26 protein-coding genes are annotated in these 22,886 nt (G+C 74.2%); 10 read left to right on the top strand and 16 right to left on the bottom strand.

What is annotated here, in order from left to right:
* Window positions 1-40 precede the first annotated feature (40 nt).
* Window positions 41-487 (bottom strand): GGDEF domain-containing protein, encoded by a 447-nt coding sequence (locus ASG36_RS11385; protein WP_055763825.1) that lies wholly within the window; start codon window positions 485-487, stop codon window positions 41-43.
* A gap of 114 nt (window positions 488-601) precedes the next feature.
* Between ASG36_RS11385 and ASG36_RS11380 the strand changes: the two genes are divergently transcribed.
* On the top strand, window positions 602-1,168 hold the full coding sequence (locus ASG36_RS11380) for a GNAT family N-acetyltransferase (RefSeq protein ID WP_055763823.1): 567 nt from the start codon (window positions 602-604) through the stop codon (window positions 1,166-1,168).
* A 9-nt stretch (window positions 1,169-1,177) separates the two neighbouring features.
* Here the strand turns inward: ASG36_RS11380 and ASG36_RS11375 are convergent, their stop codons facing one another.
* On the bottom strand, window positions 1,178-2,050 hold the full coding sequence (locus ASG36_RS11375; protein WP_162245190.1) for a PP2C family serine/threonine-protein phosphatase: 873 nt from the start codon (window positions 2,048-2,050) through the stop codon (window positions 1,178-1,180).
* A gap of 111 nt (window positions 2,051-2,161) precedes the next feature.
* Here ASG36_RS11375 and ASG36_RS11370 point away from each other — a divergent pair, with 111 nt between their 5' ends.
* Both ASG36_RS11370 and ASG36_RS11365 read left to right on the top strand, forming a co-directional pair.
* Window positions 2,162-2,932 (top strand): SDR family oxidoreductase, encoded by a 771-nt coding sequence (locus ASG36_RS11370; protein WP_055764987.1) that lies wholly within the window; start codon window positions 2,162-2,164, stop codon window positions 2,930-2,932.
* Between the two features lie 194 nt (window positions 2,933-3,126).
* Window positions 3,127-3,495, top strand: coding sequence for a hypothetical protein (locus ASG36_RS11365; RefSeq protein WP_055763819.1), 369 nt, complete (start codon window positions 3,127-3,129; stop codon window positions 3,493-3,495).
* Between the two features lie 116 nt (window positions 3,496-3,611).
* On the opposite strand, the gene ASG36_RS11360 is transcribed toward ASG36_RS11365, so the two are convergent.
* Together ASG36_RS11360 and ASG36_RS11355 are read right to left on the bottom strand one after the other, a co-directional pair.
* On the bottom strand, window positions 3,612-4,163 hold the full coding sequence (locus tag ASG36_RS11360; protein ID WP_055763817.1) for a helix-turn-helix domain-containing protein: 552 nt from the start codon (window positions 4,161-4,163) through the stop codon (window positions 3,612-3,614).
* Complete coding sequence (locus ASG36_RS11355; protein WP_200944440.1) at window positions 4,160-4,825, bottom strand: cyclase family protein; 666 nt, start codon at window positions 4,823-4,825, stop codon at window positions 4,160-4,162. Before ASG36_RS11355 ends, ASG36_RS11360 begins: the two co-directional genes overlap by 4 nt.
* 114 nt (window positions 4,826-4,939) lie before the next feature.
* On the opposite strand from ASG36_RS11355, the gene ASG36_RS11350 reads away from it, so the two are divergent.
* The 3 genes from ASG36_RS11350 to speB are packed head-to-tail and all read left to right on the top strand — an operon-like array spanning window position 4,940 to window position 7,787.
* Complete coding sequence (locus tag ASG36_RS11350) at window positions 4,940-6,466, top strand: cytosine permease (protein ID WP_055763813.1); 1,527 nt, start codon at window positions 4,940-4,942, stop codon at window positions 6,464-6,466.
* A complete protein-coding gene (locus ASG36_RS11345; protein ID WP_055763812.1) occupies window positions 6,463-6,843 on the top strand; it encodes a nuclear transport factor 2 family protein in 381 nt (126 codons plus the stop codon). The genes ASG36_RS11350 and ASG36_RS11345 overlap by 4 nt, the downstream gene beginning before the upstream one ends.
* Window positions 6,840-7,787, top strand: a complete 948-nt coding sequence (gene speB, locus ASG36_RS11340) for an agmatinase (RefSeq protein ID WP_055763810.1) — start codon at window positions 6,840-6,842, stop codon at window positions 7,785-7,787. Before ASG36_RS11345 ends, speB begins: the two co-directional genes overlap by 4 nt.
* Here speB and ASG36_RS11335 read toward each other — a convergent pair.
* From ASG36_RS11335 to ASG36_RS11315, 5 genes are all read right to left on the bottom strand, one after another.
* Window positions 7,771-9,123 carry an FGGY family carbohydrate kinase gene (locus ASG36_RS11335; RefSeq protein ID WP_055763808.1) on the bottom strand — a complete coding sequence of 451 codons (1,353 nt, stop codon included), beginning with the start codon at window positions 9,121-9,123 and terminating at the stop codon, window positions 7,771-7,773. The two genes, speB and ASG36_RS11335, sit on opposite strands and share 17 nt — an antisense overlap.
* Window positions 9,123-9,986, bottom strand: a complete 864-nt coding sequence (locus ASG36_RS11330; protein WP_055763806.1) for a sugar phosphate isomerase/epimerase — start codon at window positions 9,984-9,986, stop codon at window positions 9,123-9,125. Before ASG36_RS11330 ends, ASG36_RS11335 begins: the two co-directional genes overlap by 1 nt.
* A gap of 69 nt (window positions 9,987-10,055) precedes the next feature.
* The gene (locus ASG36_RS11325; protein ID WP_055763805.1) at window positions 10,056-10,823 is read right to left on the bottom strand and encodes an ATP-binding cassette domain-containing protein; all 768 of its coding nucleotides are present in this window, start codon (window positions 10,821-10,823) and stop codon (window positions 10,056-10,058) included.
* On the bottom strand, window positions 10,820-11,854 hold the full coding sequence (locus tag ASG36_RS11320) for an ABC transporter permease (protein ID WP_200944439.1): 1,035 nt from the start codon (window positions 11,852-11,854) through the stop codon (window positions 10,820-10,822). Before ASG36_RS11320 ends, ASG36_RS11325 begins: the two co-directional genes overlap by 4 nt.
* Before the next feature lie 135 nt (window positions 11,855-11,989).
* Entirely contained in the window at window positions 11,990-13,024 is a 1,035-nt protein-coding gene (locus ASG36_RS11315; RefSeq protein ID WP_082523024.1) for a substrate-binding domain-containing protein, read from the bottom strand.
* Window positions 13,025-13,102: 78 nt separating this feature from the next.
* Between ASG36_RS11315 and ASG36_RS11310 the strand changes: the two genes are divergently transcribed.
* The gene (locus ASG36_RS11310; protein WP_055763803.1) at window positions 13,103-14,320 is read left to right on the top strand and encodes an ROK family transcriptional regulator; all 1,218 of its coding nucleotides are present in this window, start codon (window positions 13,103-13,105) and stop codon (window positions 14,318-14,320) included.
* Between the two features lie 115 nt (window positions 14,321-14,435).
* On the opposite strand, the gene ASG36_RS11305 is transcribed toward ASG36_RS11310, so the two are convergent.
* The 3 genes from ASG36_RS11305 to ASG36_RS11295 all read right to left on the bottom strand — a co-directional run bounded on the left by ASG36_RS11305 (window position 14,436) and on the right by ASG36_RS11295 (window position 16,297).
* On the bottom strand, window positions 14,436-15,170 hold the full coding sequence (locus tag ASG36_RS11305; protein ID WP_055764985.1) for a VIT family protein: 735 nt from the start codon (window positions 15,168-15,170) through the stop codon (window positions 14,436-14,438).
* Between the two features lie 61 nt (window positions 15,171-15,231).
* Window positions 15,232-15,720: a DUF2231 domain-containing protein gene (locus ASG36_RS11300; RefSeq protein WP_055763801.1), complete on the bottom strand. Its 489-nt coding sequence runs from the start codon at window positions 15,718-15,720 to the stop codon at window positions 15,232-15,234.
* A gap of 79 nt (window positions 15,721-15,799) precedes the next feature.
* Complete coding sequence (locus tag ASG36_RS11295) at window positions 15,800-16,297, bottom strand: Lrp/AsnC family transcriptional regulator (RefSeq protein ID WP_055763799.1); 498 nt, start codon at window positions 16,295-16,297, stop codon at window positions 15,800-15,802.
* 127 nt (window positions 16,298-16,424) lie between these two features.
* Here ASG36_RS11295 and ASG36_RS11290 point away from each other — a divergent pair, with 127 nt between their 5' ends.
* Together ASG36_RS11290 and ASG36_RS11285 are read left to right on the top strand one after the other, a co-directional pair.
* Window positions 16,425-17,255: an alpha/beta fold hydrolase gene (locus ASG36_RS11290; protein WP_055763797.1), complete on the top strand. Its 831-nt coding sequence runs from the start codon at window positions 16,425-16,427 to the stop codon at window positions 17,253-17,255.
* Window positions 17,248-17,811 carry a TetR/AcrR family transcriptional regulator gene (locus ASG36_RS11285; protein WP_235494881.1) on the top strand — a complete coding sequence of 188 codons (564 nt, stop codon included), beginning with the start codon at window positions 17,248-17,250 and terminating at the stop codon, window positions 17,809-17,811. The genes ASG36_RS11290 and ASG36_RS11285 overlap by 8 nt, the downstream gene beginning before the upstream one ends.
* Window positions 17,812-17,814: 3 nt before the next feature.
* On the opposite strand, the gene ASG36_RS11280 is transcribed toward ASG36_RS11285, so the two are convergent.
* The 4 genes from ASG36_RS11280 to ASG36_RS11265 are packed head-to-tail and all read right to left on the bottom strand — an operon-like array spanning window position 17,815 to window position 21,542.
* Entirely contained in the window at window positions 17,815-18,654 is an 840-nt protein-coding gene (locus tag ASG36_RS11280) for a CoA ester lyase (protein WP_055763796.1), read from the bottom strand.
* Window positions 18,651-19,814, bottom strand: a complete 1,164-nt coding sequence (locus ASG36_RS11275) for an acyl-CoA dehydrogenase family protein (protein ID WP_055763793.1) — start codon at window positions 19,812-19,814, stop codon at window positions 18,651-18,653. Before ASG36_RS11275 ends, ASG36_RS11280 begins: the two co-directional genes overlap by 4 nt.
* A gap of 1 nt (window position 19,815) precedes the next feature.
* Complete coding sequence (locus ASG36_RS11270; RefSeq protein ID WP_055763791.1) at window positions 19,816-21,021, bottom strand: CaiB/BaiF CoA-transferase family protein; 1,206 nt, start codon at window positions 21,019-21,021, stop codon at window positions 19,816-19,818.
* Window positions 21,018-21,542, bottom strand: a complete 525-nt coding sequence (locus tag ASG36_RS11265; RefSeq protein WP_055763789.1) for a MaoC family dehydratase — start codon at window positions 21,540-21,542, stop codon at window positions 21,018-21,020. The genes ASG36_RS11270 and ASG36_RS11265 overlap by 4 nt, the downstream gene beginning before the upstream one ends.
* Window positions 21,543-21,613: 71 nt before the next feature.
* On the opposite strand from ASG36_RS11265, the gene ASG36_RS11260 reads away from it, so the two are divergent.
* Complete coding sequence (locus tag ASG36_RS11260; RefSeq protein ID WP_055763787.1) at window positions 21,614-22,810, top strand: amidase; 1,197 nt, start codon at window positions 21,614-21,616, stop codon at window positions 22,808-22,810.
* The last annotated feature ends 76 nt before the right edge of the window (window positions 22,811-22,886 follow it).

Below are 22,886 nucleotides of genomic sequence, written 5' to 3'. Positions count from 1 at the left end.
CACGACTCGCAAGCTCGCCGCGGGCCCCTGCGACGGGGCCTCACCGGTAGCGGACGGCGTGGCCCTCCCCGCCGAGGCGGGCGATGGCCAGGCCGAGGCCGGCCAGCCGGAGCACCTCGGCGGCGGGTCGGGCGGGGGTGAGCGGGCTCAGGCCCGCCACCGCCGGCACCCCGGCGCGACCGAGCAGGCGGGCCGCGGCGTCGTCGAGGTCGGCGTCGGTGACGACGGCGAACTCCGCGGCGCCACTGCGGGCCAGCCACTCCCCCGGCATCAGTGCGCCCTCGAGGGAGTCGGACACGGCCAGCAGCATGCCGGCGCCGATCGGCGAGCCGTGCGGGACGAGGCCGACGAGCACCAGGCCGGCGGCGGGCGTGCGCAGGGTCAGGTGGTCGAGCAGGGCGGCCCGTCCGGGCAGCAGGGTGACGGCGTCGGTGTCGGACTCGCGGTGCGGGGCGGACACGGGCGGACCGTCGAGCAACGTGGTCACGGGCACACTGTCGGACCGATCGGCCCCGACCTGCAGACGGCTCGCCGTGACCCGACCCGACGGGGTGACGCCGCGGGCGTTGCCGGGGGAGCCCCGGGCTGGGAGGCTCGCGCGGTGCCGCTGACCGTCCGGCCCGTCGACGCCGCGCTGTTCGACGACGTCCAGACCGTCCTGGGCGACCGGGGGCAGGCCGCCCGCTGCCAGTGCCAGGGGTACCGGCTGGGGTGGCACGACCAGCACTCCCCCGACGTGGCCGGACGGCGGGAGCTGCTGCGCGACCAGGTCGCCGAGGGGCACGGGCTGCTCGCCCACCTGGACGGCGAACCGGTCGGCTGGTGCTCGCTGTCGCCCCGCCCGCACAGCACCCACCTGCGGAAGACGACGTGGGCCGGCCGGCACGAGGACCGCGACGACGCCGGCGTCTGGTCGGTCACCTGCTTCGTCACCCGGGCCGGGTACCGCCGACGCGGGGTGAGCACCGCGCTGGCCGCCGGCACGGTCGACCTCGCCCGCTCGCACGGCGCGCGTCTGGTCGAGGCCTACCCGATCCAGCCGGCCCCGGGCGCAGAGGTCACCTGGGGCGAGCTGCACGTCGGCGCGCTGACCGCGTTCCTGGCGGCGGGCTTCGAGATCGTGCACCGGCCCTCGCTGCGCCGGGTCGTCGTCCGGCACGACTGCTGAGGGCCCGGCTCAGCCGGCGGGCTGCTCCTCGACGGCGGCGACGGGGGTGAACGCACCGGTGGAGGGCCCGGGCCACAGGGCCTCGAGCACCTCGACGGTCTCGTCGCGGCTGTTCGCCGCGGCACCCACGGTGCGGTGCCGGCCGACGACGGCGCCCTCGGTCTCCTGGACGTCGGCGACCACGACGGTCACGTTGTCCGAGGCCGGTGCGGCCAGCGCCGCCCCGAGCAGGGTGGCGGCGGCCTGGTCGGGGTTCTCGGCCAGCGCCAGGTGCTCGGCGATGGCCTCGGGGGGCAGCGCACCGGAGAGCCCGTCGGAGCAGACCAGCAACCGGTCGCCGGGGAGCACGTCGACGAAGGAGACCTCCAGGCCGTCGACGTCGTCGGTGCCACCGTGCAGCGCGGCGTAGACCGCGGAGCGCTGCGGGTGCACCAGCGCCTCGGCGGGGGTGATCGACCCGGCGTCGATGAGGGCCTGCACCAGGGTGTGGTCGCGGGTCAGCTGGACCAGCTCGGGGGACCGCCAGCGGTAGGCACGGGAGTCACCGATGTGGGCGAGCACCGCGCGGTCGCCCACGACGCCGATGGCCGACATCGTGGTGGCCATGCCCTCCAGCCGGGGGCGGTGCCCGACCGCCGTCCGGATGCGCTCGTTGGCCGCCGACACCACGCGCGCCAGGCCGCCGTCGACCTCGTCGGGCAGCAGGACGCGACCCAGCGGGGCCAGCCACGACACGATCAGGGACGACGCGACCGCGCCGCCCACGTTGCCGCCGACCCCGTCGGCGACGGCGATCAGCGCGGGGGCGGCGAGCCCGGAGTCCTGGTTGTCCGGCCGGGGACCGGTGTGCGAGCGCGCAGCAGCCACCAACGACAGCGCCACGCCCACCTGCTTCCACCTCGGATGATCGTGGGTCAGTAGACCAGCCCGATCTGTGTCAGGCCTGCTCGAACCCGCTGGTCGTGACCCGTGCGGGTGGTCCACGATGACCAGGTGGGCGGGGACGGGACCGGGCGGGTGGCGCTGGTCACCGGGGCGTCGCGGCGGGCCGGCATCGGGCAGGCCGTCGTCGAGCGGTTGGTGGCCGACGGGTTCGCCGTCCTGGTGCACGGCTGGGAGCCGCACGACGCCGAGCAGCCGTGGGGCGAGGACCCGGGCTCGGCCCGTGCGCTGGTCCGGCGGCTCGGGGACTCGACGGCACTCGTCGAGGCCGACCTCGCCGACCCCGCAGCCCCGGCCGCCCTGGTGCAGGCCGCGGTCGAGCGGTTCGGCCGGCTCGACGTGCTGGTGGCCAACCACGCCCGCAGCAGCGAGCAGTCCCTGGAGGAGCTGACCGCCGAGGAGCTGGACCTCTCGCACGCGGTGAACACCCGCGGCTCGCTGCTGCTGTGCCAGGCCTTCAGCCGGGCGTTCACCGCCGCCGACGGGGGCCGGGTCGTGCTGTTCACCTCCGGCCAGCACCACGGCGCCATGCCCGGCGAGCTGCCCTACATCGCCACCAAGGGCGCGCTGCACCAGCTCACCGGCAGTCTCGCCGTCCACCTGATGCCGCGCGGGATCACAGTCAACTGCATCGACCCCGGCCCGACCGACACCGGCTACGCCTCCCCGGAGGCGGTCGCCGCCGTCGCGGCCCGCCACCCCGGCGGCCGGTGGGGCACCCCCGCCGACACCGCGAGGCTGGTGTCCTGGCTGGCATCGCCGGAGTCGGCCTGGGTGACCGGCCAGGTGATCGGCTCCGACGGCGGCTGGGCCGCCCGCTGACGCGCCCCCTCCCGAGCCGGCGGGCAGGCATCGCGACAGCCCGTCAGGTGCGCCCACCAACGACCTGGACTGCACAAAGACGACGTTGTTGAACTGTCACTCATCTGTGACCAGCCGCCCCCCGACCTGTCGTAGGTTGTCCAGGGCCATCCGAGACCGTGGATTGCCAGAATCCACGGGGGTGGCAGCAGGGCATGGGCGCGCGTTTCGAGGGTGCGTACGACGTGGACTGCGTCGAGGCCGGTGGGCGGTGGGCCGCCACGGTCCGCGGAGCCGGCTTGCCGGCCAGTGCCGGGCACTCCACACCGGCCGAGCTGGTGTTCGCCGCTCTCGACCTGCTCGCCGCGCACACCGGGATGCGTCCGGCCCAGCTGCGGCTGCACCCTGCCGGCGGTCGGCCCATCGAGGCGCACTTCCCACCCGGCCGCAGCGAGCACCGCACCAGCACCGAGCACGGGACGGACTGGTCCGACACCTGGACGGCGAGCCCGGACGCCGACGTCCCCGGCGTCGTCTGCATCGCCGCCCGCCGCCAGTCGGCGCCGCGGCGCACCACCCCCTGAACCCCGGCGGGCGGGGGTCCGGCCGGTCACGGGGCCGGCCGGCCCCCCGCCCCCGGTCCGTCGCGAGCGACGGGCGACCTTCTCGCCAGGAGTGCTGACGAGGAGACCGCTTCTCGTCAGGGGGCGGGACTGAGGGCCCAGAGGACCTCGGCGGCGTCGGTGGCCGAGCCGTTGGCCCAGGTGTGCGGGGTGCGGCCGGGGAAGGTGAGGGCGTCGCCGACCTCGAGCAGGTGCGTCTCCGACGCCAGCTGCACCGTCAGCGCCCCGGCCAGCACGTAGACGAACTCCACCGCCGAGCGCAGCGTGTACAGGTCCACACCACCCGTGCCGCCGGGTTCGAGGCGGGAGTGGATGACCTGCAGCTCGCGCTGGGTCCCGGGGGTCAGCAGGCTCTCGTGCACGTGCTGGCCGCCGAACGCGATCGGCGGGCCGGTGCCGGCGCGCACGAGCTGGGTGGACGGCGGGTCGAACAGCTCGCCCATCCCGATGCCGAGGACCCCCGCGACGGCGACCAGCGAGGCCACCGACGGGGACACCTCGTCGCGCTCGAGCCGGCTGATGAACCCCTTGGTGAGCTCGCAGGCCGCGGCGACCTGGTCCAGGGTCATGCCGCGGGCCTGCCGGGCGGCCCGCAGGCGCGCCCCGATCCGGGCCTCGGGCGGGGTCACGGGGCCACCTGCATCGCGACGGCGCGCACCGGGGCGCCGTCGGCACCGGTGAGCTTGAGCGGCAGCAGCGACACCCAGGGGTCGGGGAACTCCACGCCGGCCAGGTTGGTCAGGTTCTCCCCGATCACCCCGCCGACGGCGGCGACCAGGTGGTGCACCGGCCAGCCCTCGCCGGGGTCGTCGTCGGTGGGGGTGACGTCGAGGTTCGGGGCGTCCAGGGCGATCAGCCGCACGCCGGCGGCGAGCAGCCGTCGGCAGGCGCCGGCGTCCAGGAACGGGTGGTCGAAGTAGGCCGGGGTGCCGTAGTGCGCCGACCAGCCGGTGTGCAGCAGCACGAGGACGCCGGGGCCGAACCGATCGTGCGGGGCGAGGTCGTCCCAGGTCAGCCGGCTGCGCGGTGCCCGACCGCGGACGTCGACGACGACGCCGGGCCCGGTCAGCAGGGACAGGTCGAGCTCGTCGACCCGCAGCCCGCCGTCGGCGAAGTGGAAGGGGGCGTCGACGTGCGTGCCGGTCTGCGAGCCCATGGACAGCGCCTGCACGTTGTAGCCGTCGGCGGCCAGGGTGGCGTGCGGCCGGGAGGCGACGACCGGGTCGCCGGGGAAGACCTGCGTGCCGGCGTCGACCGGCACCGACAGGTCGACGACCTGGATGACCTGCACGTGTCCTCCCGGGACGTCGTGTTTCACAGCGGTGAACATTCGTTGCTCTCTGAGCAACCTGTGGATACGGTACCGGCCGGTGGCCTCCGTCACCCCCGAACGAGGAGACCCTCGATGGCCCACACCGACGCACCGACCCGCCGCCCGCGCGCGCTGGAGGTCGAACAGCACGGCATCGACACGATCCCCGACGCCGAGCGCACCTCGCGCCCGCGTGACCTGCTGCGCATCCAGTTCGGCGGCGCGAACACCTTCGCCACCATCATCCTGGGCACCTTCCCGATCCTGCTCGGGTTGTCGCTGGTCGAGGCGGTCGCGGCCACGGTCCTCGGCGTCGTCCTCGGTGGGCTGGTGCTCTCCCCGATGGGGCTCTTCGGCCCCAAGACCGGCACGAACAACGCGGTCTCGTCCTCGGCGCACTTCGGCGTCCGCGGCCGGATCCTGGGCTCGTTCCTGTCGCTGCTGACCGCGATCGCGTTCTACTCGATCTCGGTGTGGGTCTCCGGCGACGCCCTGGTGGCCGCCGGCAACCGGCTCTTCGGCCTGCCGGACGGCGACCTGACCCGCGCGCTGGTCTACGCCGTCCTCGGGGCTCTGGTCATCGTCGTGGTGGTCTACGGCTACCAGTTCATGCTGCTGGTCAACAAGGTCGTCGTGGTCGGCAACACGGTGCTGATCCTGCTCGGGCTGGTCGCCTACGCCGGCGCGTTCGACGCCTCCTACGACCCGGGACCGGACGCCTACGCGCTGGGCTCCTTCGCCCCCACGTTCGTGCTCAGCGTGCTGATCGTGATGGGCAACCCGGTCTCCTTCGGGGCGTTCCTGGGCGACTGGTCCCGTTACATCCCGGCCGACACGTCGCGCCGCTCGCTGCTGTCGGCGACGCTGCTGGCGCAGCTGGCCACGCTGGTCCCGTTCCTGTTCGGGGTGGGGACGGCGACTCTGGTCGCCGGCGAGGTCGACTACGTGTTCGCGCTGGTCCAGGCCTCGCCGCTCTGGTACGCGCTGCTGCTGATGGTGGTCGCCGTCCTCGGCGGGCTCTCCACCGGCGTGACCTCGCTGTACGGCACCGGGCTGGACTTCTCCTCGGTGCTGCCGCGGCTGGGCCGGGTGCGCGCCTCGCTGGTGATCGGCGCGCTGAGCTTCGTGTTCATCGTGGTCGGCCGGCTGGCGTTCGACCTGGTGGGCAGCGTGAACGCGTTCATCGGCGCGATCGTCATCTGCACGACGCCGTGGATGGTGATCATGACGCTGGGCTACATCACCCGCCGCGGCTTTTACGACCCGGCCGCGGTGCAGGTGTTCAACCAGGGCCGCGAGGGCGGCGTGTACTGGTTCTCCGGCGGGGTCAACTGGCGCGGGATGGTCGCCTGGATCCCCTCGGCCGTGCTCGGGCTGCTGTTCGCCAACTACCCGCCGCTGATCGTCGGCCCGTTCACCAACGCCTTCGGCGGGGTGGACGTGAGCCTGCCGGTGGCCCTGCTGCTGGCCGCGGTGCTCTACCTGGGCTCGCTGTACCTGTTCCCGGAGCCGCGCTACGTCTTCGGCCCCCAGGGCCCGCGCTGGGTGCCGAGTGCCCCCGGTGAGGCCCCGCCGATCACCGAGCCGGTCCGCCGGGCCGGCGCGGACGTGCCCGCGTGACCCCGCTCGAGGGTCTCGACGCCCTGGTCGCGGCGTTCGCCTCCTCCGACGAGGACGCCTACTTCGCCTGCCTGCACCCCGACGCCACCTTCGTGCTCCCCGGCAGCCCCCGGTTCGGCTCTCGCGAGGAGTACCGCGCGGCCTGGAGGCAGTGGGTCGCCGAGGACGGCTTCCGGGTGCTGGCCTGCACCTCGACCGACCAGCAGCTGCAGTGGGTCGGGGAGACTGCACTGCTGACCCACCACGTGACGACGACGGTGGCCACCCACGCGGGCGAGGCCACCACGCAGGAGCGAGAGACCGTCGTCCTCAGCCGGGACGGCGACCGCTGGCTCGTCGTGCACGAACACCTCTCACCGTCTGGAGACACCCCGTGAGCACCCCGCTCGGCCCCGTCGACGCCACGAAGGTCCCCCGCTACGGCGGGCCGGCGACCTTCGCCCGGCTGCCCCGGCTGGACGAGGTGTCCCGCGCCGACGTCGCCGTGCTGGGCATCCCGTTCGACTCCGGGGTCAGCTACCGGCCCGGCGCACGCTTCGGCCCGGGGCACGTGCGCGCGGGCTCGAAGCTGCTGCGGCCCTACAACCCGGCGCTGGACGCGATGCCCTTCGGCACCCAGCAGGTCGCCGACGCCGGCGACCTCGGGGTGAACCCGTTCGACATCGAGGAGGCGATCGGGACCATCGACGCCGGGGTCAGCGCCCTGCGGGCCGACGGCGCCCAGGTGCTCACCCTGGGCGGGGACCACACGGTGGCGCTGCCGATCCTGCGCTCGGTGGCGCGGGACCACGGGCCGGTCGCCGTCCTGCACTTCGACGCGCACCTGGACACCTGGGACACCTACTTCGGCGCCCCGTACACCCACGGCACCCCGTTCCGGCGGGCCAGCGAGGAGGGCCTCATCGACCTGGAGCGGTCGATGCACGTGGGCATCCGCGGGCCGCTGTACTCCAAGCAGGACCTCGAGGACGACGCCGTGCTGGGCTTCCAGGTCGTCCGCAGCGACGACTACGAGGTCGACGGCGTCGCCAGCGTCGTCGAGCGGATGCGCCGCCGGCTGGGCGACGGGCCGGTCTACGTCTCGGTCGACATCGACGTGCTGGACCCCGCGCACGCGCCCGGCACCGGCACCCCGGAGGCCGGCGGGCTGACGAGCCGCGAGCTGCTGAACACCCTGCGCGGGCTGGTCGGCCTGGACCTGGTGGGTGCCGACGTCGTCGAGGTGTCCCCGGCCTACGACCACGCCGAGCTCACCGCGATCGCCGCCTCGCACGTGGCGTACGAGCTGCTCAGCGTGCTGGCGCTCAACCGGACGCGCTGACCCCCCGGGGGTCGACGACGGGGCCCAGGACCCGCTGCGGGGTGCAGGACAGACCCACGCCGCGGGCCGCCAGCAGCGCAGCGCCGGTCGCGGAGGCGCTGCGCACCTGGACCAGCTGCACCGGCCGGCCCAGCGCGTCGGCCAGCAGCTGCTGGACGGCCGGCGTGCGGGCGCCTCCCCCGGTCAGCACCACGGGCTCGTCACCGGCGACGTCTAGCAGCCCGGCGCCGGCGGCGACCGCGGCCGCCACGCCCTCCAGGGCCGCCCGGCCGAGGTCGGCCCGGGTGGTCCCCGGGTGCAGACCGGTCCAGGCACCGCGGTCGGTCGGCCCGGCGACCCCGCCGCGCTCCCCGGTGAGCCACGGCGCGAACCGCACGCCCCCGGCTCCCGGTGCCGACCCGTCCAGGGTGGCCAGCAGCTCCTCCCAGCCGAAGCCGAGCACCCGGCGGACCCAGTCCCAGGCCAGGCCGCCGTTCTGCAGCGCGGCCATGGCGTACCAGCCCTGCTCGGCATCGGCGTAGGTGTGCACCACCGGGTCCAGCGCCGGGGCGGGGGTGGCGCCGGGTCGCAGCAGCTGTGCGCCGGTGCCCAGGTTGACCTGCAGCCCGGTCGAGGTGCCGGTGGCCAGCAGCGCCAGCGGGGTGTCCGCGCCACCGACGACGACCGGCACCTCGCCGATCCCCGGGAGCACGGCGGTCCCGGCGACGGCGTGCGAGGGCAACACCCGGGGGCAGCGGACACCGGCGAGCCCGACGGCGGCGGCGGACCAGTCGTCGGCGGGGACGTCCCAGAGCAGGGTCGCGGCGGCGTCGCTGCGGTCGGTCACGGCGGGGTCGACGCCGGGCAGGAGGGTGGCCCGCAGCGCGTCCTTGGGCAGCAGGACGCCGGCCGCACGCGCCACCAGCTCGGGCTCGTGCTCGGCCAGCCAGGCCACGAGCGGGCCGGTCATCCCCGGCACCAGCGGGTTGGCCAGCGCCGCGCGGTCGGCGTCGGGCAGTGCGCGCCACCGCTCGACCTGTGCGGCGGCCCGCTGGTCGGGCCACAGCAGGGCCGGGGCCAGGGCGGCCCCGGCGTCGTCGACGAGCACCGCGCCGTGCATCTGGCCCGACAGGCCCAGCCCGCGGACGGCGTGCCCGGCCAGGGCCGGGGTCAGCTGGGCGAGGGCCTCGTCGAGGGCGCTGCGCCAGACGGCCACCTCGGTCTGCGCCCACCCCTGCCGGGGGGTGTCGACGGGGTAGGCGACCTCCGCCTCGGCGACGACCGCGCCGGCGGTGTCCAGGGCAGCGAGCTTGAGCCCGCTGGTGCCGAGGTCGGCGCCGAGGAGGAGGTCGGACATCAGCGGGCCAGTCGCTCGGCCATGAACGCGTGCGCGTGGGCGGCCAGGTCCCGGCCGTCGTCCCACAGGTTGCGCCACACGCCGAGCTTGTTGGACAGCTCGGCGGCCACGACGGCGGAGGAGAAGCTCTCGAAGACGACCGGACCGGTGAACCCGGTCTGCCGCACGGCACCGAAGAACCCGTCGAAGTCGATGGTGCCGGTGCCCAGGTAGCCGCGGTGGCTCTCCCCGATGTGCACGTAGCCCAGCTGCTCGCCGGTCTCCAGGACGGGGGTCACGAAGCCGTCCTCCTCGATGTTCATGTGGTAGGTGTCCAGGTGGACGCCGATGTCGCCGCCGGTCTCGGCGATGAAGGCCCGCATCTCCGCGGCGGTGTTGACCACGTTGGACTCGTAGCGGTTCACCACCTCGAGGTTCAGCGACAGGTCGGTGCCGGCGACCTGCTCGGCCAGCCAGGCCATCGCCTCGACGGCGTTGGCCCGGCCCTGGGGGGTCACCGGCGCCATGTACTTGCGCAGGTCGGAGTAGAGCACCCCGCACAGGTGGGTGGCGCCGGCGCCGACCGCGCACTCCAGGGCCTTCGCGACCAGGTCGCGGCCCCGGGCGACGACGGCGGGGTCGTCGCTGGAGACGTCGGCGTCCGGCGCGAGGCCCAGCGAGCAGGCCGCGGTGATGCCGTTGTCGGCGAGCAGCTGCCTGGTGTGCGCGGCGTCGAAGGTGGCCGGGTCGTGCAGCGAGATCTCGATCATGTCGAAGCCGGTGGCGGCGGTGGACTCGATGGCGAACCGGCTGGACTCGCGGGTCCAGTCACCGGCCCAGACCAGGGCGTGCACGCCGAGCGGGTTGGTCACGTTCTCGGTCATCAGGGGGCTCCTCGGGGCAGCAGGGGTGCCGCGACGCCGTCCGGCGCGCGGTGGGTGGGTGGGGGGTGGTCAGCCGGCGACGGCGCCGGTGACCAGACCGACGAGGTCCTCACCGGTGGTCCCGGCGGTGTGCCGGTGGGCCACGCTGCGGCCGGCGCGCATGACCCAGACCTCGTCGGCCAGGCGGAGCACCTGCTCGAAGTTGTGGCTGATCAGCAGCACGGTCAGACCGCGCTCGCGCAGGTCGCGGATCAGCTCCTCGACCCGGGCCGTCTCCTGGACGCCGAGGGCAGCGGTCGGCTCGTCCATGATCACCATCGAGGTGCCCCAGTGGGCGGCCCGGACGATCGAGACGGCCTGGCGCTGGCCGCCGGAGAGCCGACGGACCCGCTGGGTGACCCCGGGGACGTTGACCGCCAGCGAGCCGACCATCGCCGCGGCCTCGGTGCGCATCCGCCGGCGGTCCAGCAGCTTGACCGGTCCGATGCCCCGGGTGAGCTCGCGGGTCAGGTAGAGGTTCTGCCAGACGGTGAGGTCCTCGACGAGGGCGAGGTCCTGGTGCACGGTCTCGATCCCGGCGGCCTGGGCCTGCTCGGGGAGGGTGAAGCGGACGGGTTCACCACCGAGCAGCAGCTCGCCGCTGTCGGGGGCGTGCACCCCGGACAGGCAGCGCACCAGGGTGGACTTGCCGGCCCCGTTGTCGCCGATCAGGGCGGTCACGGTGCCGCGGCGGACGGTCACGCTGCCGTCCTTGAGCGCCTGGACGCTGCCGAAGCTCTTGGTCAGGTTGCGGGCGACGAGGAGGTCCTCGCCGGCGGCGGTGGGAGCGGCGGTCACTTGGAGAACCTCGTGAGGAAGGCGGCACCGGCGACGACGACACCGACGGCGAGCGGTTGGTAGAACTGCGAGACCCCGACGAGGGTCAGCCCGTTGACCAGGGCGGTGAGCAGGACGGCGCCCACGACGGGGCCGATGATCGTGGCCCGGCCACCGAACAGGCTCACCCCGCCCAGCACGACGGCGGCCACGGAGTTGAGCAGGAAGCTGGTGTTGCTGGCCGGTTCGGCGGCCCCGACCCGGGCGACGAGCAGCACCGCGGCGATCCCGGCGAGCACGCCGCTGATCACGTAGGCGGCGATCTTGATCCGCGAGGTGTGCACCCCGGTCTTGCGGGCCGCCTCCTCGGAGCCGCCGGTGGCCAGCAGGCGCAGGCCGAACCGGGAGTGGAAGAGCACCAGGTGCGCGAGGACGGCGACGACCACGGCGATCAGGACCGGCCAGGCGACCGGGCCGATGCCCCCGGCGGCGAGCTCGAGCAGGAAGCCGTCGATGACCGGCTGGGGCTTGCCGTCGGCGATCACCAGGGCCAGCCCGGAGGCCGCCGACAGCGTGGCGAGGGTGACGATGAAGTCGGTGATCTTGCCGCGGGCGACCAGCAGGCCGTTCACCACGCCGACCAGTGCGGCCGCGACGATCCCGGCGAGGCAGGCCAGGTAGATCGACGTCCCGGCGACGACGAACTGCCCGAGCACGACCGCGCCCAGGGTCATCGTGGAGGCCACGGACAGGTCGATGCCCGAGGTGGCGACGACGAAGGTCTGCCCGACGGCCAGCACCACGAGGATGGCGCTGGCGGCGAGGATCGCCTCGATGTTGCCCCCGGTCAGGAAGGTCGGGGTGAGGATGCCGAACACCACGACCAGGACGACGAGTCCGATCGGGGCGGCGAGCTCGGCCCAGGGGGCGGCGCCGAGCCGGTTGCCGACGCTGCGCCGCTGGGCGCCGTCGGTCGCCGGGCCCGGCGGGGGCTGGTCGGCCACCGGCGACGGGGCAGCCGTTCCGGTGGTGCTGCTGGGGGTGGAGCTCACGGGGGTGTCCCTCTCCTGCGGTGGAGCGCGGGGTGGTCGGTGCGGGTGCTCGGTGCGGGTGCTCGGTGCCGGTGTCCCGGACCGGGGCGCGTCGGGCGCAGCCCCGGTCCAGGGGTCAGCGGTGGTGCCGGGAGGTCACTGGATCAGGTCGGCCAGCGGGTCCTCGAACTCCTCGAACGGCGCCGGGAAGGCGGCGAGGGCGTCGGCGGCGTTCTCGGTGGTGACGACGGCGACCGGGGCGGTCACCTCGGCGGGCAGGTCGGCGCCCTGGGTCGCGGCGACGCAGGCCTCCACGCCCATCTGGCCGATGGCGTAGGGGTACTGCGCGACGGTGGCGGTGAGCTCGCCGTCGGCGACGGCCTGCAGCGCCTCCTCGTTGCCGTCGACGCTGATCACCGCGACCTCACCGGTGCGGCCGGCGTTGGCGACGGCGCGGGCGATGCCCAGCCCCATGTCGTCGTTGGCGGCGAAGAACCCGACGAGGTCGGGGTTGGCGGCCAGGATGTCGGTGGCGGCGGTGAGGGCCTTCTGGCGCTCCCAGTCCGCGGCGACGGTCTGCACCACGTCCAGCGTGCCGTCGACGGCGCCGGTGAACCCGTCCACCCGGGCGCCGCTGGTCACGTCGCCGGCGATGCCGCCGATGACCGCGACCTGGCCCGACCCGACGGCGTCGATCATCTGCTGGCCGGCCTGGGCGCCGGCGTCGGAGTTGTCGGTGCCGATGTAGGTGGTGATGTCGGCGCCGGCCTCCTCGGCCGCGTCGGCGTCGACCGGGGAGTCGATGTTGACGATCGGCACGTCCTGGCGGGCGATCTGCGCGAGACCCTGCACGAGGTTGCTGCCGGAGATGGGGTTGACGACGTAGCAGCCGAAGTCCTGCTGGGCGAGGGCGGTGAGCCGGTCGGCCTGGCCGGTGGTGTCGGTGATGCTCTGCGCAGCCTGGACCGTGACGTCGACGCCCTGCTCGTCGGCAGCGGCGTTGATGCCGTCCTCCATGGCCTGGAAGAACGGGTTGTCCAGGCCCTTGATGACGGCGGCGACGGTCGAGGCGCCCTCGCCGTCGGCCGCGCTGGTGTCGTCCCCACCACCGCAGGCGGCGAGGAGGGTGAGGGTGGCCGTGCCTGCGGCGACGGCGGTGAGGGTCCGACGGACCCGGGGGGAAGAGAGCATCGTTGCGGCCTCCTTTATGGCTTGTGCCAGACATTAAGCAGCCACTAGAGTGATGTCAACAGACAAAAAGGGAGATTCGTGACGGACACCACGCACGCCGGACCGCCCCCGCTGGACCCGGCGACGGCCGCCGGCGCGGTCGCCCTGCTGCAGGTGTTCCGGTCCTCGGGCTCCCTCACCCGCGCCGAGGTCGGCGAGCGCACCGGCTGGGCCCGGGTCACGGTCAACTCCCGGATGGACGCCCTGGCCGACTGCGGGCTGCTGGTCGAGGACGGCACCGTGGTCGGTGGCCGGGGCCGGCCCGCCACCCGCTTCCGCCTCGACCCGACCCGGGCGGTGCTGCTGGTCGCCGACATCGGCGCCTCGGGCATGCGCCTGGCGGTGTGCGACCTGGCCGGGGTGGTGCTCCGGCGGGCCGAGGTGCCCTGCGCCATCGCCGACGGGCCCGCCACCGTCCTGGGCCTGGCCCTGGAGGGCCTGGCGCGGCTGCGCGACGCCGTCCCCGGACCGCCGGTGTGGGGCGTCGGCCTCAGCGTGCCCGGCCCGGTCGAGGCCGCGACCGGCCGGGTGGTCTCCCCGCCGATCATGACCGGCTGGGACGGCGTCGCCCCCGCCGACACGGTCCGGCAGTGGTTCGACGTCCCGGTGCTGGTGGAGAACGACGTCAACGCCATGGCCGCCGGCGAGCGCGCCCAGTGCCACCCCGACGTGGACGACCTGCTGTTCCTCAAGGTCGGCACCGGCGTCGGGTCCGGGGTGGTCAGCAACGGGCGGGTGGTCCGGGGCGCCCAGGGATCGGCCGGGGACATCGGGCACACCTGGGCCGACACCCCCGACGGCACCCCCGCCGAGCCCCGCCCGCTGTGCCGGTGCGGCAAGACCGGCTGCCTGGAGGCCTACGCCTCCGGGTGGGCCCTGGTCGACCAGCTGGCGGCCGCCGGCCACCCGGTCGGGTCCGTGGACGGCCTGCTCACCGCCGTCCGTGCCGGGGAGCGGTACGCCGTGGCCGCCGTCCGGGAGGCCGGCCGGGTGCTCGGTGCCGGGGTGGCGCAGGCGGTGAGCATGCTCAACCCGTCGGTCGTCGTCGTGGGCGGCCAGCTGGCCGAGGCCGACGAGCACCTGCTGGCCGGCATCCGGGAGCGGGTCGCCGCCCGCTCGCTGCCGCTGGCCACCCGCGACCTGCAGATCGTGCGCAGCAAGCTCGACGGGGACGCCGGCGTGCTGGGCCTGGCCGCGGGCATCGCCGAGCGGGTGATGAGCGACCCCGACGTCCTCCTGGCCGCCGTCGCCCGCTGACCGGCCCGGAGGGGTGGCCGGTCGACGTGTGCGGTGGCGGGCCGTTGCACCGACCCGCCACCGTCACGACCGGCCCGCCACCCCCGCGAGCCGCCGGCCACCTCGGCCGCGCCCGCTACAGCCCGATGCCGCCGACGAGGGCGCCGATGCCGTAGGTGACGGCCATGGCGATCGCGCCGCCGACGACCAGCCGGAGGACGGCGGTCCGCTTGCCCGAGCCGCCGAGCCGGGCGCTGACCGCACCGGTGAGCGCCAGGGCGATGAGCACGACCAGGAAGGTCACCGGCACCCGGACGGCGGTGGGGGCGAGCAGGATCGCGGCCAGCGGGAGCAGCGAGCCGACCGTGAAGGCGAGCGCGGAGGCACCGGCGGCGTGCCAGGGGTTCGTCAGCTCGTCGGGGTCGATGCCCAGCTCGGCCTCGACGTGCGCGGCGAACGCGTCGTGCTCGGTGAGCTCCCGGGCCACGGTCAGCGCGGTCTCCGGCGACAGCCCCTTGGACTGGTAGATCGCGGCCAGCTCGGCGAGCTCCTGCTCGGGCATCTCGACGAGCTCGATGCGCTCCTTCTCCAGCAGCGCCCGCTCGCTGTCGCGCTGGCTGCTCACCGACACGTACTCACCCAGCGCCATCGACACCGCGCCGGCGACGAGCCCGGCCACCCCGGCGGTGGCCACCGGGGCGACCGAGGTGGTCGCCCCTGCGACGCCGACCACCAGGCCGGCGGTGGAGACGATCCCGTCGTTGGCGCCGAGCACCCCGGCGCGCAGCCAGTTCAGCCGGGCCGAGAGCGCGCCGGCGTGCGGCTCACCGCTGTGCGTGCCGATCGGGGCGGCGGGCTCGTCGAGTGTCACGGCGCGACGGTAGGACGGTGCACAGCCCACTGCCAGCAAGGCGAGGCTGCGCTGGGCGGGGTCAGTCGTCGTCCCCGTCCGGCCGGTCCGGGGAGGCGGACGCGGTGTCCGACCACGTGGCGGCGGCACCGGAGTGCCCGATCCGCACGACCTGCTGGGTCACCCCGACCACCGCGACGACGGCCAGGACGGCGGCCGCGACGCTGAGCGCCCGGCGCACCCCGGTGGGTCGCCGGCCGAGCAGGTAGACGACCACGGCCATCACGAACAGCCCGATCATCCAGGGCAGCAGGCCGTCGGCGAGCTCGGAGTGCTTCTCCACCAGGTCGCTCTCCCCGACCATCCGCTCCAGGTTCTCCCCGCTGGCGGTGGACAGCGGGGTGAGCACCAGCCCGACCAGCGCCACCAGCGGGGTGACGATGCCCAGCCGGCGGCGGGCGGCGGGCCAGAACGCGTGCAGCAGCACCAGCAGCGCGCCCAGCGGGACGAGGACGACGGTCGCGTGGACGATCAGCGGGTGGGCGGGCAGACCGAAGAGGGTCTCGGGCACGGTGGGAGCTCCTGCAGGTGTGGCGTGGCGGTGCTGACGCCGTCAGTGAGCCATGGGGGCGTGTGCAGGAGCTGTGACTTCACAGCTGTGGAGCTGTGCCGTCCTCGGGGCGGCGGGTGCCCCACGCGTAGGTCTGCTTGCGCAGGCCCAGGTAGAGGAACGTCTCGGTGGACTCGACGCCCTCGACGGCCCGGATCCGGCTCACGGTGTCCAGCAGCTGGGTGTCGTCGGCACAGACCACCTCGACGAGCAGGTCCAGCGAGCCGGCGGAGATGACGACGTAGTCGACCTCGTCGAACTCGGCGAGCGCGTCGGCGACCGCGCGACTGTCGCCCCGCACCCGGATGCCGACCATGGCCTGTCGGGGGAAGCCGACCTGGCGCGGGTCGGTCACCGCGACGATCTGCATGACCCCGGCGTCCAGGAGCCGTTGCACCCGCTGCCGGACGGCGGCCTCGCTGAGCCCGACGGCCTCGGCGATCCGGGCGTAGGGACGACGACCGTCCTGCTGGAGCTGCTCGATGATCGCCCGCGACGTGTCGTCGAGGACCAGCGCCGGGCGTTCTCGGCTCGTCATGCCACGTCCCCCCACGGATCCCGTCGTCAGCCGGGTGCTCGACCACGGGAAACAGTAGTGCGCCCAGCATTGGCTAACTGTGTTAGCTTGTACCTAACAGCGAGAGCCACTCCCCTGGAGGTACGACATGACCGAGTTCCTGACCGTCGACGGCGGCACGCTCGCCTACGAGGTGACCGGCGCCGGACCGCTGGTCGTGCTGGCGCACGGCATGGGCGACACCCGCCGCGCCTACGACGCCCTCACCCCCGCCCTGGTCGCGGCCGGCCACCGGGTCGCCGCGCTCGACCTGCGGGGCTGCGGGGAGTCCAGCGTGGAGTGGGGCTCCTACACCCGCACCGACATCGCCGGCGACCTGCTGGCCCTGGTCCGCCACCTGGGCGGACCCGCCGTCCTGGTCGGGCACTCCATCTCCGGCGGCGCCGCGACGATCGCCGCGGCCACGGCACCGGAGCTGGTCACCGCGCTGGTCGAGCTGACCCCCTTCACCCGGGCGCAGAAGATCGGCCTGGGCGACCTGCGGGTGGCCCGGTTCCGCCGCGGCATGACCCAGCTGGTGCTCGCGACGACGCTGGGCAGCACGAAGCGGTGGGCGCGCTACCTCGACGTCGCCCACCCCGGCACCAAGCCCGCCGGCTACGACGCCCGGGTCGCCGGCATCCAGGCCTCGCTCGCCGAGCCCGGCCGGATGGCCGTGCTGAAGAAGATGGGCGCCACGAAGCCCACCGACGCCGGCCTCGCCCTGCCCCGGGTGACCTGCCCGGTCCTCGTCGTCCAGGGCTCGGAGGACCCCGACTGGGCCGACCCCCGCGCCGAGGGCGAGGCGATCCTGGCCGACCTCCCCACCGGGCTGGGCCGGCTCGCGGTGGTCGAGGGCTCCGGCCACTATCCCCACGTGCAGCACCCCACCGAGGTCGCCGAGCTCGTGACGCCGTTCCTGGCCGGTGCGCGTGCCTAGGGCGGGGCTGCACCCGGCCGCCGTGGTCTCCGCCGGCGCCGACCTCGCCGACGAGATCGGCTTCGGCGGGCTCACGATGGGCGCGCTCGCCGAACGCGTCGGGGTGCGCACGCCCTCGCTGTACAAGCACATCGCCAGCCAGGACGACCTGCACCGGCAGATCGCCGTCCTCGCGTTCACCGAGGCCGGCCACGCCGTCGGCGTCGCTGTCCAGGGCCGCTCGGGCAAGGACGCGTTGTCCGCGGCGGCCCACGCCCTGCGCGACTTCGTCCTCGCCCACCCCGGCCGGTACGCCGCCACGGTCGGCCTCACCCCCACCGGACCCGACGACCCCGTCGCGGTCGCCGCCGCCCAGGGCCTGGCGCCCTTCGACGCCGTCCTGCGCAGCTACGACATCGACCCCGCAGACCGCATCCACGCCCTGCGCGCGATGCGCAGCGTCTTCCACGGCTTCGCCACCCTGGAGGCCGACGGCGGCTTCCAGTGGTCCACGGACGTCGACGAGAGCTTCGACTGGCTGATCGACCTGGTCGACCGGGGCCTGCGCGCCCGCTGACGGTCAGCCGGCGGCGGCCACCGTGGCGCGGGCCTGCCGGGCGAAGGCCTCGTCGAGCAACCGACCGTGGGCGTCGACCGCCACCCCGGGGGACGCGGCGAGCCGCGCGAGCACGTCGCGGGCGGCGGCCACCTGCTCGGGCGTCGGCCGGCAGACCCGCTCGACGACGGCGACCTGGTCGGGGTGGATGCAGGCCCGGCCGCGGAACCCCAGCGCCACCAGCGCCCGGGTCTGCGCCTCGAAGGCGTCCAGGTCGCGGAACTCCGGGGACACCGCGGCCGGGGGCGGGGCGATGCCCGCGGCGGCCGAGGCGAGGACGACGGTGCTGCGGGCGAGGAGGAGCTCGGCGCCGTCCGGACCGGGGGCGACCCCGAGGTCGGCGGCCAGGTCGACCTCGCCGAGCTGCAGGCAGCGCACCCGGGGTCCGCCGGCGATGGCGGGGGCGGCGAGCACCCCGGCGGCACTCTCGATCAGCGGGCTGACGGCGATGCTGCCCGGGGGCCGACCGGTGGCGACCTCCGCGGCGGACAGCTGGTCGTGCACCCGGTCGACCACGGCCCGCGAGCCGGTCTTGGGCAGGACCACACCGGTCAACCGGGGGGTGCGGGCGACGGCGGCGACGTCGTCGGAACCTCGCCGTCCCTGGTTGATGCGGACCCAGACCTGCACGGGCACGGGGTCCCCGGCACACCAGTCGAGGACGGCGGCCAGGGCAGCGTCCTTGCCGGCCAGCGGGACGGCGTCCTCCAGGTCGAGGACGACGGCACCGGCGCCGGACGCGGCGGCCCTGTCGAAGCGGTCGGGCCGGTCGCCCGGCACGTAGAGCCAGGAGCGGACGCTCATCCGACGACGGTGGTGCCGGCGACCAGGGACTTGGCGATGACGGTGCGCAGCACGTCGTTGGTGCCCTCGCCGATGGCCATCAGCGGGGCATCGCGGTAGAGCCGCTCGACGACGAACTCGGTGGAGTAGCCGTAGCCGCCGTGGATGCGCATGGCCTCCAGCGAGAGCGCCAGCGCGGTCTCGGAGGCGAACACCTTGGCCATCCCGCTCTCGGCGTCGACCCGCTGGCCGGCGTCGGCCTTCGAGGCGGCCCAGTAGGTGAGCAGCCGCGCGGCCTGCAGCTGGGTGGCCATCTCGGCGAGCTTGAGCGCGATGGCCTGGAACTCCGCGATCGGGTGCCCGAACGCCTCCCGTTCGCCGGCGTACTTCAGGGCCGCGTCGTAGGCGGCCTGGGCAACCCCGACCGACCGTCCGGCGATGTTGAGCCGGCCGATCTCCAGGCCGCTCAGCGCCTGCTGCATGCCCCGACCCTCGGTGCCGCCGAGCAGGTCGGTGACCGGCACCCGGACGTCGACGAGGGAGATCTCGCAGGACTCGGTGCCCTTGTAGCCGAGCTTGCCCAGGTCGCGGCTGACCACGAAGCCCGGGGTGGTGGTGTCGACGAGCAACAGGGACATGCCGCGGTGCCGGGGGCTGGCCTTCGGGTCGGTCTTGACCAGCACCGGCAGGACGTTCGCGTGCCGGGCGTTGGTGATCCAGGTCTTGGTGCCGTTGACGACGTAGTGGTCGCCGTCCCGCACGGCCGTCGTCCCGATGCCCTGCAGGTCGGTGCCCGCGCCGGGCTCGGTGAGGCCGACGCCGGTGCGCCACTCCCCGGTCGCCAACTTCGGCAAGAAGCGCCGTTTCTGCTCGTCCGTGCCGTGCTTGGCGATCATCCAGGCGGACAGGCCGTGGCTGCCGAGGATGCCGGCGATGCCCATCCAGCCGCGGCTGATCTCCTCGTAGACGAGGGTGAAGCTGACCATGTCCAGGGCCAGGCCACCGAACTCCTCGGGCGTGGTCAGCCCGAACAGGCCCATCGCCTTGAGGTGGTCGACGATCTCGGTCGGGTAGCGGCCGGTGCGCTCCCACTCCGAGGCGACCGGGACGATCTCCCGGTCGACGAAGCGGCGCAGCGCCTGCTGGAAGTCCTGCTGCTCCTCGTTGAGCGTGAAGTCCACGTCAGCTCCCCTGTTCTCCGAAGGCGCCGGCGGCTGCCAGCTCGGCGACCTGCTCGGGCGAGTAGCCCAGCAGGTCGGCGGTGATCTCGTGCTGGTGTTCGTTGCGGTGCGGGGCACGTCGGTGCTCGGCGGGCTGGTCGCCGAACCGCACCGGGCTGCCGACCTGCCGGACCGTGCCCCAGTGCGGGTGCTCGGTCTCCAGCAGCAGTCCGCGGGCAACGGCCTGCGGGTCGGCGAGTGCCTGGTGCACGTCGTTGATCGGGGACGACGGGACCCCCGCGGCGGCCAGCAGCGCCAGCCAGTGGTCGACCGTGTTGCCCGCGAAGGCGGCCTTGAGCTCGGGGAGCAGCGCGTCGCGGTGCACGTCGCGGGCGGTGAAGCTGGCGAACCTTTCGTCGTCCCCCAGGTCGGGGCGCCCGAGGACGGCGACCAGCCGCTGCCAGAACTTCTCCTTGGCGCAGCCCACGACGAGCCAGCCGTCGCTGGCGGCGAACGCCTGGAACGGGACGAGCGAGGGGTGCGCGGAGTCCACGGTGCGCACCGGCTCGTAGCCGGCGTTCAGCGCCCAGGTGGCGGGATAGGTCAGCAGCGACATGGCGGTGTCGTAGAGCGAGACGTCGCAGTCACCGCCGACGCCGTCCCTCCTCGCCGCGTGCAGCCCGGCCATCAGGCTGAGCGCGGCGACGAAGCCGCTGGAGAAGTCGACGAGGCTCAGCCCGGTCTTGGTGGGCGGGCCGTCGGGGTCGCCGGTGAGGCTCATCCAGCCGGCGATGCCCTGCAGCACGTAGTCGTAGCCGGGCTCGGCGGCGCGCGGGCCGGTCATCCCGAACCCGGTGAGGCTGCAGCAGACGAGCGCCGGGTTGAGGTGGGCGAGGTCGGCGTACCGGATCCCGATCTTGGCCGGGACGTCGCCGCGCAGGTTGGACCAGACGGCGTCGCTGGTGCGCACGAGGTCCTCGAACACCGCGCGGCCGGCGGGGGTGGAGATGTCCAGGCTGAGGCTCTGCTTGTTGCGGTTGAAGGTCTCGAAGAACAGCGAGTCCTCACCGGCGGCGTAGGGCGGGACGTAGCGGCCGATGTCGCCGCCGGTGCGCGGGTCCTCGATCTTGATCACCTGGGCACCGAGGTCGGCCAGGTGCACGCTGCCGAACGGGCCGGCGCCGTACTGCTCCAGCGCGATGATCCGGACGTCCTCCAGCGGCCTCATCCCTGCAGGGGCCCGTTCTTGGCCTGCGGGAAGTGGTCCTGCCCGATGCCGGACTCCCGCGTGGCGACCATGACCGACCGCTTGTAGGAGATGACCTCGTCGCCGTCCTGGTTCAGGCCGCGGGTGACCATCGAGACGATCCCCGCGTACGGCCGGGACCTCGACGCGCGCAGCCCGGTGCAGAGGCTCTCGGCGTACAGGGTGTCCCCGGCGTAGACGGGGTGGGTGAGCTTCACGTCGGTCATCTCGAGGTTGGCGACGGCGTTCTGGCTCATGTCCAGCACGCTCAGGCCCAGCGTCAGCGCGATCGTCAGCCCGGAGTTCACGATCACCCGGCCCTCGGTGATCGGGTTCTGGGCGGCGAGGTGGGCGTTGACGTGCTGCTGGTTGGTGTTCATCGTCAGCAGCGTCAGCCAGGTGTTGTCGGCCTCGGTGATCGTGCGCCCGAGCGGGTGCTGGTAGACGTCGCCCACCACGTAGTCCTCGAAGTACCGCCCCAGAACGGCTGGGTGTGTGGTCATGGAGACCTCCCTCGACACCCGGACGCTAATTGTCTGATGATTGGCTCCGCAAGCCCTTCCCAGGAGGTCTGATGGACGACGCCGGCACCAACTCCGTGATCCGCCGGGTCGACCGGGGCGCTCCCGGCCCCGGGCCGCTGGCGGGTGTGCGGCTGGGCGTGAAGGACAACATCGACGTCGCCGGCGGCCCGACCACCTGCGGCTCGGCCTTCTTCGCCTCTCGCGTCCCTGCCGAGGACGCCGAGGTGGTGCGGCGGCTGACGTCGGCGGGCGCCTCTCTCGTGGCGACGCTGAACCTGAGCGAGTTCGCCGTCGGGGTGACCAACCAGAACTCCGCCGCCGGCCCGTGCCGGAACCCGTGGGACCTCTCACGGATCCCCGGTGGGTCCTCGGGCGGCTCCGGCGCAGCCGTCGCCGCGGGGGTCGTCGACCTCGCGCTGGGCACCGACACCGGCGGCTCGATCCGGTTGCCCGCATCCGCGTGCGGGGTGGTCGGGCTGCGGCCGACGCACGGCTCCATCCCCATGGACGGCGTCTTCCCGGTCTGCGACGACGTGGACACGGTGGGGCCGCTGGCCCGGGACGTCGCCCTGGTCGCGCGGGCGCAGCGGGTGCTCACCGGGTCGTCCGCCCCACTGCCCGCCGCTGCTCCCCCGCGCCGGATCGGCCTGCCGGTGCAGCTGCTGACCGACATCGACCCCGGGGTGCAGGCGGTGGTGGACGCCGCGGTGGCGGTGTTCGGCGCCGAGGTCGTGCCGATCGAGATCGAGGGCCTGCTGGACGCGCAGGACATCGTCTACACGCTGGTCTACGCCGACCTGGCCCGCATCCACGCCTCCCGGCTGGCCTCGGAACCCGAGCGCTTCCACCCCGACACCCTCGTGCGGGTCGGCCTGGGCGTGGACATCACCGCCGACGAGCGCGCCGACGCCGTGACCGCCCGCCGCGCCCTGCAGAGCCGGATCTCGGCGGCGATGGAGGGCGTCGACCTGTTCCTCACCCCGACCCTCCCGGTCGACGTCCCCCGCGCCGACCCCGATGACGTCCTGCGGGTGTCCCGCCGGCTGGGCCAGCTGACCTACCCGTGGTCCTTGCACGCCGGGCCGACCCTGGCCCTGCCGGTGGGGTTCCACCCGGGTTCGGGGATGCCGGTGGGGGTGCAGCTGACCGCTCCCGAGGACGCCGAGGACGTCCTGTTGGCGGCGGGGGCATGGCTGTTCAACCACAGACTCAGTCATGGTCGCGGCTCGGATCGACCCTCGCCGTAGGTCCGTGCGCGAATAAACCGCTTCGAAGCGGGACGTCAATTTTGTTGCTCTGCTAGGAAGTGGTAACGGGCTGGAC

The organism is Geodermatophilus sp. Leaf369, assembly GCF_001424455.1.
GTDB lineage: Bacteria > Actinomycetota > Actinomycetes > Mycobacteriales > Geodermatophilaceae > Klenkia.
The sequence above is the reverse complement of the archived record's forward strand: the minus strand, read 5'-3'. Positions and strand labels throughout refer to the sequence as shown.

Bases quoted from the DNA above. Each gene is read 5' to 3' on its own strand.
- ASG36_RS11365 (WP_055763819.1), top strand. From the start codon at position 3,127: ATGGGCGCGCGTTTCGAGGGTGCGTACGACGTGGACTGCGTCGAGGCC.
- ASG36_RS11350 (WP_055763813.1), top strand. From the start codon at position 4,940: ATGGCCCACACCGACGCACCGACCCGCCGCCCGCGCGCGCTGGAGGTC.
- ASG36_RS11335 (WP_055763808.1), bottom strand. From the start codon at position 9,123: ATGTCCGACCTCCTCCTCGGCGCCGACCTCGGCACCAGCGGGCTCAAG.
- ASG36_RS11330 (WP_055763806.1), bottom strand. From the start codon at position 9,986: ATGACCGAGAACGTGACCAACCCGCTCGGCGTGCACGCCCTGGTCTGG.
- ASG36_RS11315 (WP_082523024.1), bottom strand. From the start codon at position 13,024: ATGCTCTCTTCCCCCCGGGTCCGTCGGACCCTCACCGCCGTCGCCGCA.
- ASG36_RS11295 (WP_055763799.1), bottom strand. From the start codon at position 16,297: ATGACGAGCCGAGAACGCCCGGCGCTGGTCCTCGACGACACGTCGCGG.
- ASG36_RS11290 (WP_055763797.1), top strand. From the start codon at position 16,425: ATGACCGAGTTCCTGACCGTCGACGGCGGCACGCTCGCCTACGAGGTG.
- ASG36_RS11280 (WP_055763796.1), bottom strand. From the start codon at position 18,654: ATGAGCGTCCGCTCCTGGCTCTACGTGCCGGGCGACCGGCCCGACCGC.
- ASG36_RS11270 (WP_055763791.1), bottom strand. From the start codon at position 21,021: ATGAGGCCGCTGGAGGACGTCCGGATCATCGCGCTGGAGCAGTACGGC.
- ASG36_RS11265 (WP_055763789.1), bottom strand. From the start codon at position 21,542: ATGACCACACACCCAGCCGTTCTGGGGCGGTACTTCGAGGACTACGTG.
- ASG36_RS11260 (WP_055763787.1), top strand. From the start codon at position 21,614: ATGGACGACGCCGGCACCAACTCCGTGATCCGCCGGGTCGACCGGGGC.